General features: G+C 33.3%; 9 protein-coding genes and 1 other RNA gene. 8 read left to right on the top strand and 2 right to left on the bottom strand.

Features of this window, described 5'->3' with window-relative positions:
- Positions 1–2 precede the first annotated feature (2 nt).
- The 7 genes from KK2020170_RS11610 to KK2020170_RS11580 are packed head-to-tail and all read left to right on the top strand — an operon-like array spanning position 3 to position 9,559.
- On the top strand, positions 3–1,229 hold the full coding sequence (locus KK2020170_RS11610; RefSeq protein WP_221258486.1) for a TolC family protein: 1,227 nt from the start codon (positions 3–5) through the stop codon (positions 1,227–1,229).
- Between the two features lie 3 nt (positions 1,230–1,232).
- Positions 1,233–3,506: a multicopper oxidase domain-containing protein gene (locus KK2020170_RS11605; RefSeq protein WP_036122979.1), complete on the top strand. Its 2,274-nt coding sequence runs from the start codon at positions 1,233–1,235 to the stop codon at positions 3,504–3,506.
- 14 nt (positions 3,507–3,520) lie between these two features.
- The gene (locus tag KK2020170_RS11600; RefSeq protein ID WP_221258485.1) at positions 3,521–6,016 is read left to right on the top strand and encodes a heavy metal translocating P-type ATPase; all 2,496 of its coding nucleotides are present in this window, start codon (positions 3,521–3,523) and stop codon (positions 6,014–6,016) included.
- Positions 6,017–6,020: 4 nt separating this feature from the next.
- The gene (locus tag KK2020170_RS11595; RefSeq protein ID WP_027879802.1) at positions 6,021–6,812 is read left to right on the top strand and encodes a cation efflux transmembrane domain-containing protein; all 792 of its coding nucleotides are present in this window, start codon (positions 6,021–6,023) and stop codon (positions 6,810–6,812) included.
- Positions 6,813–6,838: 26 nt separating this feature from the next.
- On the top strand, positions 6,839–7,321 hold the full coding sequence (locus tag KK2020170_RS11590; RefSeq protein WP_036122983.1) for a DUF305 domain-containing protein: 483 nt from the start codon (positions 6,839–6,841) through the stop codon (positions 7,319–7,321).
- The gene (locus KK2020170_RS11585; RefSeq protein WP_221258484.1) at positions 7,311–9,086 is read left to right on the top strand and encodes an efflux RND transporter periplasmic adaptor subunit; all 1,776 of its coding nucleotides are present in this window, start codon (positions 7,311–7,313) and stop codon (positions 9,084–9,086) included. Before KK2020170_RS11590 ends, KK2020170_RS11585 begins: the two co-directional genes overlap by 11 nt.
- Before the next feature lie 32 nt (positions 9,087–9,118).
- Positions 9,119–9,559, top strand: a complete 441-nt coding sequence (locus tag KK2020170_RS11580) for a heavy-metal-associated domain-containing protein (protein WP_221258483.1) — start codon at positions 9,119–9,121, stop codon at positions 9,557–9,559.
- 86 nt (positions 9,560–9,645) lie between these two features.
- On the opposite strand, the gene ssrA is transcribed toward KK2020170_RS11580, so the two are convergent.
- Positions 9,646–10,043: a transfer-messenger RNA gene (ssrA, locus tag KK2020170_RS11575) on the bottom strand.
- Between the two features lie 144 nt (positions 10,044–10,187).
- Here ssrA and KK2020170_RS11570 point away from each other — a divergent pair.
- Positions 10,188–11,390 (top strand): NAD(P)-dependent oxidoreductase, encoded by a 1,203-nt coding sequence (locus KK2020170_RS11570; protein WP_221258482.1) that lies wholly within the window; start codon positions 10,188–10,190, stop codon positions 11,388–11,390.
- Positions 11,391–11,441: 51 nt separating this feature from the next.
- On the opposite strand, the gene KK2020170_RS11565 is transcribed toward KK2020170_RS11570, so the two are convergent.
- Positions 11,442–11,756, bottom strand: a complete 315-nt coding sequence (locus tag KK2020170_RS11565) for a potassium transporter KefB (RefSeq protein ID WP_221258481.1) — start codon at positions 11,754–11,756, stop codon at positions 11,442–11,444.

The raw sequence follows: 11,756 nt of genomic DNA, 5'->3' as shown, positions 1-11,756 counted from the left end.
TTATGAAAATATTAATTAAATATAGTTTTATAGTTGTTTTTGTAGGCATAAGTAATTTTAGTCAAGCACAAGAATTACAGTCTTTAATAGATGATGCCTTTGCAAATAATCCTGAAATTCAAAAATTTGAGTTGCAATACAAAATAGCTTCCGAAAAAGTCAATGAGGTTAATGTGATTCCTAATACTGAGTTCGGTGTTGGATATTTTATTAGTGAACCTGAAACAAGAACAGGTGCACAGCGTTTTAAGGTATCCGCTAAACAAATGTTGCCGTGGTTTGGTACAATTACTTCAAGAGAAAATTATGTAAAATCATTAGCAGATACAAAATACCAAGACATCGTTATTGCTAAACGTAAATTAATGGCTTCGGTCTCACAATCATATTATAATTTATATACTAATCAAGCAAAACAAAATATTTTAGGTGAAAACATTAAGTTATTAAAAACTTATGAAACAATGGCTTTAACATCTGTTGAAATAGGAAAAGCTTCAGCAGTAGATGTATTGCGTTTGCAAATGCGCCAAAATGATTTACAGCAATTAAAAGAAATATTAGAGCAACAGTTTTTATCAGAACAAACTTATCTTAATAATCTTTTAAATAGAGAAAATGATGTTCAAATCACAATATTCGATAGTTTGGACATTCCTGAAGTAGATTTTGAAATTAATTCTGAAAATTTATCGGTACATCCTGAACTCTTGAAGTTTGATAAACTGTATCAATCTATTGAAAAATCGGAACTTTTGAATCAAAAAGAAAGTAGTCCAATGATTGGTTTTGGATTAGATTATATCAATGTTGCTGAAAGACCAAATATGGATTTCAGCGATAACGGAAAGGATATTGTAATGCCAATGGTTTCGGTATCTATCCCAATTTTCAATAAGAAATATAAATCCCAAACCAAACAAAATGATTTGCAACAGCAGGAAATTACTGCTCAAAAACAGGAACGTTTAAATGCATTGGAAACGCTTTTAGACAAAGCGAATAACGAACGCATTTCTGCAAGAATAAGTTATGCTACCCAAACCAAAAACCTACAGCAAGCCAAAGATGCAGAAGACATTTTAATCAAAAGCTATGAAACAGGAACGATTGATTTTAATGATGTTTTGGATATTCAAGAGTTGCAGCTAAAGTTTCAAATGAACCAAATAGAATCTGTGAAGACCTACTATGTGCAAAGTACAATCATTAATTATTTAATTCAGTAAACAATGAAAACATTTAACACAATATTTCTCTTGTTTCTAACTTCAATGGCATTTGCCCAAGTTGGTACAAATGGTCAAGATAGAAAAGAAGAAGGCCGAAACATACAAGAGTATAACCTTACTATAGAAGAAAATGAAATAACTCTTTCAGGTGTAACCGCCAAAGGAATGACAATTAATGGTGGAATTCCAGGTCCTACATTAGAATTTAATGAAGGTGACCTCGCTATTATTAACGTAACCAATAAAATGGATGAAGAAACCTCTGTACATTGGCACGGTTTAATACTTCCTAATTTTTATGATGGTGTACCTTATTTAACTACGCCACCTATAAAACCAAACACTACATTTCAATATAGAATACCTATAAACCAATCTGGCACATATTGGTATCATTCCCACACGATGTTGCAAGAGCAAAAAGGAGTTTATGGCTCAATAGTCATTCATCCTAAAGAAAAGACCTTGGACTATGATAAGGATTTAGTCGTAGTCCTTTCCGATTGGACAAATGAAAAACCAATAAATGTACTGCGAAACCTTAAACGAGGAAATGAGTGGTATCAGGTAAAAAAAGGAACAGCGGTACCATTAAGCAGAGTTATAAAAGAAGATGCATTAGGCGCACAATTCAAATTTTGGCGCGATAGAATGGAAGGTGCAGATATTGCAGATATCTACTATCCTGCGTTTTTAGCCAATGGTAAAAAAGTTGCAGAATATCCAGAGTTTAAAGCAGGTGAAAAAGTACGACTACGTTTTATTAATGCATCTGCTTCATCTTATTATTGGCTGGATTTTGGTGGTGGTAACCCGATGATTGTAGCGAGTGATGGTGTGGATGTAACACCAAAATATAAAAACCGATTTCTTTTTGCAATTGCCGAAACCTATGATGTGATTGTAACCATTCCAGAAGGCACATTGGAAATTACCGCAACAGCACAAGATGGTTCTGGTAATATGTCCATTCGTTTAGGTAGCGGAAAACTGTATCCAGCAACAGTTATAGACAGACCAGATAAAGTAGCTATGATGAAGCAAATGGCAAAAATGGATATGAAGATGGGTGCACCTGCTTTAGTAGGAAATAAAAACAGTAACACACCAGAAGTCCTAATGCAGAAATATGGGATGAAGATGAATATGGATATGAAAGATGGACAGATGGAGAATGAAATGAATATGGAAATGAAAAAGGATGTGATGCCAATGAATCATAAGATGATGCAAAAGGACACCACTTCATTTAATTATGACACACGTAAAACCTATTTCAATTATGATTTTTTAAAGGCAAAAGAAAACACGACTTATAAGGCAGACATACCTGTAACCGACCTTTTACTTAATCTAACAGGTAATATGCAACGTTATGTTTGGAGTTTGAATGGCATACCACTTTCGGAAACAGACAAAATTAAAATTAAAGGTGGAGAGGTTACTAGAATTACTTTGAATAACCTAACAATGATGCATCATCCAATGCACTTACACGGACATTACTTTAGGGTCATCAATGAAAATGGCGAACGTTCCCCATTAAAACATACCGTCAATGTACCACCTATGCAAAAAGTGGTCATCGAATTTTATAACGAAGAATATGGTGATTGGTTCTTTCATTGTCACGTGTTATATCATATGATGGGTGGTATGGCAAGAGTATTTAGCTATGATACACCACGCGATGAAAGGATGAAACCTTATCCAGTTCAAAAACTAATTGATGAAACTGACCATTATTACTCTTGGGGAGCTGCACGTGTAGGTTCAAACTTTAATGAACTTTTATTGATGTCAAGCAACATTCGTAACGAATTTGGACTACGTGCCGAGTTTGATTATAACCAAAATGCCGAGATAGAAGTAAATTATAACAGATATCTCAATGATTGGGTACGTGTGTATGCAGGTGTAAATACTGAAACTTCTACACCAAATTCTTATGATACATTTAATACTGTAGGATTAGTTGGAGTTAAATATTTCACGCCTTACAGATTTAATGTGGATGTGAGTATGGACCATCAACTGCGCCCAAGAATACGTTTGGACAGAGAACTATTGATTTTTCCTAGAATTTTTCTCGAAGGAGAATACGAGTATAGAGCGGATTTTGGATGGGTCAATGATTTAGAAAACAACAATTCTTATGAAGGTGAAACTCAATGGTTAATTGGAGCATCGTACATCTTATCTCGAAATTTTTCAATTCAAGGGAATTATAACAACCGATATGGTTGGGGTGGTGGACTTTCAATTAGATTTTAAATAAAATTATAACAATGAAACACACATATCACATACACGGAATGACTTGCAACGGTTGTCGCAGTCACGTTGAGGAAACGCTCTCTAAAGTAGGAGGTGTTTCAAAAGCAACAGTCGATTTAGATAAGGCAGAAGCTAACATAGAAATGGAATCACATATTCCCATAGAAACATTTCAAGAAGCCTTAAAAAAAGATGGTGGTACATATAGCATTCATAAACAAGGTGAACACCATCAGCATTCAGAAGCTAAAAAGGAAAAGCAACCTAAAGGTACAGGCACATTTTATTGTCCTATGCATTGCGAAGGCGATAAAACTTATGATAAACCAGGCGATTGTCCTGTTTGCGGAATGGATTTGGTGGAAGAACAAAATCTATCAGCAACTTCAAAGGAACAATGGACGTGTCCGATGCATCCAGAAATTGTCAAAGACGAAGCAGGTTCGTGTCCTATTTGTGGGATGGATTTAGTGCCAATGGAAGCAGATAGTTCAGCAGAAGAAAAAACGTATAAAAAGCTATTAAAGAAATTTTGGATTGCCACAGCATTTACCTTGCCCATTTTCTTAATGGCTATGAGCGAAATGCTCAATAACAATCCGTTGTACGATATAATGGAACAGAAATATTGGAACTGGATTCAGTTTGCATTATCAATTCCAGTAGTGTTTTATGCCACTTGGATGTTCTTTGAACGTGCCTATAAAAGCATTAAGACTTGGAATCTCAATATGTTTACACTTATTGGGATTGGTGCAGGTGTGGCGTGGTCGTTTAGTGTTTTTGGTATGTTCTTTCCAGACGTATTTCCAAGTCAATTTAAAACAGAATCAGGTGCAGTTCACGTCTATTTTGAAGCAGCAACTGTGATTTTAACGTTAGTGCTTTTAGGTCAATTGTTAGAAGCTCGTGCACATAGTAAAACCAATTCGGCAGTAAAAGAACTGTTGAAATTAGCACCTAATAAAGCCATAAAAATAGTAGATGGTGAAGAAGTTGAAGTCAGTATTGACGAGATAGAACTTAATGATATTCTAAAAGTGAAACCAGGAGATAAAATTCCTGTGGATGGTGTGATAACTGAAGGCGAAACAACTATTGATGAATCTATGATTACAGGCGAACCTATTCCTGTAAACAAATCTCAAGAAGATAAAGTAAGTAGCGGAACCATTAATGGGAATCAATCCTTTTTAATGAAAGCAGAAAAGGTAGGAAGTGACACTTTATTATCACAAATCATTCATATGGTTAATGATGCCAGTAGAAGTCGTGCACCTATTCAAAATTTAGCAGATAAAGTTTCAGGCTATTTTGTGCCAGTTGTAGTTCTTATTTCTATTATCACATTTATTGTATGGTCTATTTGGGGACCAGAACCAGTTTATGTGTATGCGTTTGTCAATGCAATTGCAGTACTAATCATTGCTTGTCCTTGTGCTTTAGGTTTAGCAACACCAATGTCTGTAATGGTTGGTGTGGGTAAAGGTGCTCAAAATGGTGTATTGATTAAAAATGCTGAAGCTCTTGAAAAAATGGATAAGGTAAATACGCTTATCGTTGACAAGACAGGAACAATTACCGAAGGAAAACCAACAGTTGAAACCGTTGGAGCTTTTAATGATGCTTTAAACAAAAATGAGCTACTTCAATACATCGTTTCATTAAATACCAATAGTGAACATCCTTTGGCAGAAGCGACAGTTAAATATGGCAAAGAACACAACGCAGAAATTTTAAAGTCCGAAGATTTTAGTGCTGTTACAGGAAAAGGTGTTGAAGCTAAAATTGATGGAAAAAATGTAGCATTAGGTAATCCTAAAATGATGGAATATGCTAAAGCGGATATTACTTCTAAAATGAAAGACGAAGCTAAATCTTACCAAGAACAGGGTAAAACAGTTTCTTATTTGTCAATAGATGAAACCGTAGTTGGATATGTAGTTATAGGCGATAAAATAAAAGAAACAAGTGCTAAAGCCATTAAAGCACTTCAAGATAAAGGCATTGATGTTATAATGCTTACAGGCGATAATCACGATACTGCAAAAGCAGTAGCATCAGAACTTAATCTCGCAGATTTTAAAGCCAGTATGCTACCAGAAGATAAACTCAAAGAAGTAGAGAAACTGCAAGAAAAAGGGAAAGTGGTTGCTATGGCAGGTGATGGTATTAATGATGCACCAGCATTGGCAAAAAGTGATGTAGGTATTGCAATGGGAACAGGAACAGATGTAGCGATAGAAAGTGCTATGATAACTTTAGTAAAAGGCGATTTACACGGTATTGTAAAAGCAAAAAATTTGAGTAATGCTGTAATGAAGAACATTAAGCAAAACCTATTTTTTGCACTTATCTACAACACTTTAGGTGTACCTATTGCAGCAGGTGTGTTGTTTCCATTCTTCGGAATACTACTCTCGCCAATGATAGCAGCTTTAGCAATGAGTTTTAGCTCGGTTTCGGTAATAGGTAACGCATTACGATTAAGAACAAAAAACATTTAATTATATGCAGAAAACAGTTTTCAAAATATCAAAAATGGATTGTCCTTCTGAAGAAAATCTAATTAAGATGAAGCTATCTGATATAGATGGTATCAAACAACTTGATTTTAATTTAGAAGAAAGAATCTTAACACTATATCATAATTCAAATGTAAATGAAATTGGTAATGCCTTAAATGAATTAAAATTAAATGAAAGTTTAATCAGTTCAGAAGATACAGACACAATTATTACTGAATCTACAAGGAGTCAATCCAAACTGTTGTGGACAGTTCTAATCATCAATTTTGCATTTTTTATTATCGAAATGAGTACAGGACTTATTTCAAAATCAATGGGATTAGTTGCTGATAGTTTAGATATGTTGGCAGATTCATTTGTTTACGGATTGAGTTTAATAGCGGTTGGTGGTACAGTTTTAAAAAAGAAACGGATTGCAAAATATGCAGGCTATTTTCAGATAACACTTGCAATTATCGGAATCGTTGAGGTAATACGTAGATTTTTAGGCTATGAAGCTTTACCTGTATTTTCAACAATGATTATAGTTTCAGTATTTGCTTTGATTGCAAATGGCATTTGCTTGTACCTCTTACAAAAATCTAAAAGTCAAGAAGCACATATGCGTGCCAGTATGATTTTTACCTCTAACGATATTATAATAAATCTTGGCGTAATTACAGCAGGCGTTTTAGTCAATTGGCTGCATTCTGGTATTCCAGATTTAATTATAGGAATCATTGTATTTGGATTGGTGATACAAGGTGCATTCAGGATATTAAAATTAAGTAAGTAAAAAGTTTAACTATAAAATCAAAAAATATGGAAAATTCAAAAGAACACTCAAACAAAGGAAATTACAAAACCTTCTTTATAATGTTGGCTTGCTCATTTGTAGCAATGTACATAACGATGTATTTAAACACCTATTCCATAGACCACGTATGGTTTAGTCTAACACGATTCTATATGACGTGTTTAGGGATTTCAACAATGGCAGTAATAATGTGGTTTTTTATGCGAAAAATGTATAATGATAAAAAGAAGAATATCGCAATACTCGCAAGTAGTTTCATTCTGTTTGTTGGTGCATTAGGGTTGGTAAGAACACAAGCACCCATTATTGGTGATGTCCTTTGGATGAAAGCAATGATACCACATCATTCTATCGCTATTTTAACAAGTGAGAGAGCAGATATTCAAGACCCAGAAGTTAAAAAATTAGCAGAAGACATTATAAAAGCACAACGTAAAGAAATAGAAGAAATGAAAGCAATGATAAAACGATTAGAGAATGAAAAATAATAAAATAGTCATATATATTGGCATACTCGTAGTAGGTGTGTTATTGGGTTGGTTGCTTTTTGGTGGCTCGACAAATGAAGAAACAGACCATAATCACGATGCGGTTGCAGCAACCAATCAAATGTGGACGTGTTCTATGCATCCACAAATTATGCAACCAGAACCAGGCGATTGTCCTATTTGTGGTATGGATTTAATTCCTGCGGAAAGCGGAAGTGATGGCTTAATGGCAGACCAATTTAAACTAACAGAAAATGCGATGGCATTAGCCAATATTCAAACAACTGTTGTAGGCAAGGGAAATGTTGAAGGCAACACCATAAAGTTATCTGGTAAAATTGCTGAAAACGAAGAAGCCAATGCAGTACAGGTAAGTTATTTCGCTGGAAGAATTGAACGTTTGAATGTGAGTTTTACAGGCGAAGAAGTTCGTAAAGGTCAATTATTGGCAACCATTTATTCGCCAGAACTCTATGCAGCACAACAAGAATTAATCACAGCAGCTTCTTTAAAAGAATCTCAACCTGCTTTATACAAAGCAGTCCGTAATAAATTGAAATTATGGAAACTCTCTGAAAATCAAATCAATCAAATAGAAAAAACAAGAAAAGTCATGGAGAATTTTCCAGTTTATGCAACTGTTTCAGGGACCGTAACGGAAAAATTAGTAGAACAAGGCGATTACATTAAACAAGGTCAACCTTTACTTAAAATTGCTAATTTAAATAATGTTTGGGCAAATTTTGATGTATATGAAAACCAAATAGAACAATTCAAGAAAGGTCAAGAAGTTAATATAATAACCAATGCGTATCCTAATAAAGAATTTAAAGGTAAAGTAGATTTTATAGACCCTATTTTAAATACTAAAACTAGAACAGTTAAATTAAGAGTTGTTTTAAATAATAAGGAAGCTATTTTTAAACCAGGTATGTTTGTTACAGCAAAAGTAAAAGCAACAAATTCTCTTTCAAATGAAATACTTACTATTCCTTCTTCTTCTGTTTTGTGGACAGGAGAACGTTCAGTAGTTTATCTAAAAACAAATCCTAACGAACCAATATTTGAAATGAAAGAAGTTTCTTTAGGAAATAAAATAGGAGACTCTTATGAAGTTTTAGAAGGTTTATATTCTGGAAACGAAATAGTAACTCATGGTACATTTACAGTTGATGCCGCCGCACAACTCCAAGGCAAAAAATCAATGATGAATAAGAAAGGTGGTAAAACGGTGACAGGTCATGAAGGTCATTTAGGCATGGATAAGAATTTATCAAATACCGAAATGAATGAAACTAAAATGAATGAACGACTAAAAGTGTCAGAGAAGTTTAAAGGACAGCTAAGAGATATATACAATAACTACATCAATTTAAAAGACGCTTTAATAAATGAAGATATAAAAGGTAGTTCACAAAATGCATCAAAATTACTATCAAATTTAAGTAAAGTAGATATGAAATTACTTAATGAAGAAGCACATAATCATTGGATGACTATTGAAACTGAAATTAAATCTTCTGCAACTTCCATAGCTAGTTCTAAAAACATTAAAACGCAAAGAAATCACTTTAAACATTTATCTTCACATTTCATAAATGCGATTCAACTTTTTGGTATCAATGAAAAGGTATATGTAGAATTTTGCCCTATGGCAGATAATAATAAAGGAGCGTATTGGTTAAGTCAAGAAGAAAAAATTCGAAATCCATATTTTGGTGATGCAATGCTGAAGTGTGGTGAAGTTAAACAAACAATAGAATAAATAAATACATATAATAATTAAATTTTTAAACAATGAAAAAGGTAATTTTAAGTGTAGCTATAATAGTAGCTATGGGGGTAATTAGTTGTAAAAATGAAACTAAAAAAGTTGAAGACACTACAACAACAGAAGTATCAAATGAAATTGCAATGACAGATTTGTCTTTTGGAGTAAGAGGGAACTGTGGTATGTGTAAAGAAACAATTGAAGAAGCGGTTAATAGTGTTGATGGTGTTTCAGCTGCTAATTGGGATAAAGATAAGAAGAAAATTGATGTTTCATTTGATAGTTCAAAAACTAATGAAATGGCAATACACAATGCAATTGCAGCTTCAGGGTATGATACAGAAAAAGTTGCGGGTAATGAAGAAGCATATAATAATTTACCAGGTTGTTGTCAATACGACCACGAAATGATGATGAATCAATCAGGTGAAATGAAATCAGAAGATCATTCAAATCATAATCACTAAAATGATGAAATATAAAATTTAAATTGTCAGCAAAACTGTCAGTTGAAAATAAAAAACCCTGTAAAAACAATGTATTACAGGGTTTTTTGTGGAGTCGGAGAGAATCGAACTCTCGTCCAAACAAGCAATCGAAGAGCTTTCTACACGCTTAGTCTTCACTTAGATTTTCGACTAAAAGCTAGACTGAAAACCGTCACTTTTAGCTTAGCTTTATAAGTGTCAAAGTGGATTTAAAGCTTTACCACTTCTAGGTTTACTTTTACGGTTCTCCATAACCAAACGCCATAAACCAAGGCTTTTGAGGAGAATCTAGCTTTCCTACCTTGTAGGAACTAGGCAAATCTTACTATAATTCAGATTAAGCAGCTAAAGCGTAATTATTTTCGCCGTTTAAAGTTCGTATAGCAGATATTTACGAGCCTACCATACTTGGCTCGGCGTGCTTACAAATCAATTCCACTCGCTGTCAAAACCAGTCGACCCCTTAAGTGGAGAATTTGAAATTTCAGTTATAAAAACTGCAAAATTTAGGCCAAAAGTACATTTTATAACTTATAAATAAAAATAAGACTAAATTTTTTTATGAAAATAGTATATTTGTGAACCTTAAACAAACTAACAATTAAACATGACTTTTGGTATAATTAAAGAACGTAAGACACCGCCAGATAGAAGAGTCGTTTTTTCACCCGATGAATTAACACGATTACAAGCCCAATTTCCGCAAGCTAATATCAAAGTTGAAAGTTCAGATATTAGAGTTTTTTCAGATGAAACTTACCTTGAAAAAGGTTTTGAAGTAACAACTGATATGGATGACTGTGATGTTTTAATTGGCGTAAAAGAAGTTCCAATTGAAGCATTAATCCCAAACAAAAAATACTTTTTCTTTTCACACACGATAAAAAAACAGCCATATAATAGAAAACTACTTAAAGCTATTTTAGATAAAAACATCGAATTATTTGACCATGAAACTATAGTTGATGAAAAAAATCATCGATTGATTGGTTTTGGTCGATATGCTGGAATCGTTGGTGCCTATAATGGAATTAGAGCTTTTGGATTAAAATATGATTTATTTGATATTGCAAAAGCTGAAACTTTACCAGATCAAAAAGCTTTAATTGAGCGACTGCGTAAAAATCGTCTTCCAAATATTAAAATTGTATTAACAGGTAGAGGTAAAGTAGCTTACGGTGCAAAAGAAATGCTTGATGGTATGAAACTTAAAGAAGTTTCTGTTGAAAATTATTTAACTAAAAGTTATGATGAGCCAGTCTATACTTTTATTGATGTTCATGATTACAATAAGCGTAAAGATGGTGGTGAGTTTGATAAGAAAGAGTTTTATTCTCAACCAGAACTTTACGAATCAAATTTTGAAAGATTTGCTGAAGTTTCAGATATGTTAATTACTGGACATTTTTATGGAAATGGAGCCCCTGTTATTTTGTCAAGAGAAATGTTACGCTCCCCAAAATGTAAATTGAAAGTGGTAGCTGATGTTTCTTGTGATATTGATGGACCTATTGCTTGTACAATAAAACCAAGCACAATTGCTGAACCAAATTATGGTTATTTACCAAGCGAACATAAAGAAGTGGCTTTTAATCATCCTGCTGCAATAACGGTTATGGCTGTAGATAATTTACCATGTGAATTACCTAAAGATGCTAGTGAAGGTTTTGGTGAAGTGTTTTTAGAAAGGGTAATTCCAGCATTTTTTAATAATGATGCCGATGGAATTTTACAAAGAGCTAAAATTACCGAGAATGGAAAACTAACAGAACGTTTTGCTTATCTTCAGAGTTATGTTGATGGGAAGTAAAATTAAATAAAATATTAAAAAAGGGATTACAAAATGTAATCCCTTTTTTAATTAATTCCATAGTGTTCCGTCTAAGCCAAGAATTGTACCTATCCATAGGAAGAAAACGAATATTAAAATGCTACATATTAATAAAATTAAGTTGAGAATTTTAGACTTAAAATCTTTTAAATTCAAGAGATATAAAGCAATTCCTCCAATTGACGTTACAAATTGAGTTACTATTAGTGGCCTTATATACCAATGTTGACCCCATTCGGGTTTTGGAGTATTAACACTAAAAATCAATAATGAAATTAAGATTAAAGCTATAACTGCTCCAGTAATTGCAAATTTTATTAAGGTTGATAGATTAATTGGTTTCAT

Source organism: Flavobacterium okayamense, from assembly GCF_019702945.1.
GTDB classification, from domain to species: Bacteria; Bacteroidota; Bacteroidia; order Flavobacteriales; family Flavobacteriaceae; genus Flavobacterium; species Flavobacterium okayamense.
This window is presented reverse-complemented; position numbering and strand designations above follow the sequence as displayed.

Coding starts and splice junctions, on each gene's coding strand:
- KK2020170_RS11610 (WP_221258486.1), top strand. CDS start 3: ATGAAAATATTAATTAAATATAGTTTTATAGTTGTTTTTGTAGGCATA.
- KK2020170_RS11605 (WP_036122979.1), top strand. CDS start 1,233: ATGAAAACATTTAACACAATATTTCTCTTGTTTCTAACTTCAATGGCA.
- KK2020170_RS11600 (WP_221258485.1), top strand. CDS start 3,521: ATGAAACACACATATCACATACACGGAATGACTTGCAACGGTTGTCGC.
- KK2020170_RS11595 (WP_027879802.1), top strand. CDS start 6,021: ATGCAGAAAACAGTTTTCAAAATATCAAAAATGGATTGTCCTTCTGAA.
- KK2020170_RS11590 (WP_036122983.1), top strand. CDS start 6,839: ATGGAAAATTCAAAAGAACACTCAAACAAAGGAAATTACAAAACCTTC.
- KK2020170_RS11585 (WP_221258484.1), top strand. CDS start 7,311: ATGAAAAATAATAAAATAGTCATATATATTGGCATACTCGTAGTAGGT.
- KK2020170_RS11580 (WP_221258483.1), top strand. CDS start 9,119: ATGAAAAAGGTAATTTTAAGTGTAGCTATAATAGTAGCTATGGGGGTA.
- KK2020170_RS11570 (WP_221258482.1), top strand. CDS start 10,188: ATGACTTTTGGTATAATTAAAGAACGTAAGACACCGCCAGATAGAAGA.
- KK2020170_RS11565 (WP_221258481.1), bottom strand. CDS start 11,756: ATGAAACCAATTAATCTATCAACCTTAATAAAATTTGCAATTACTGGA.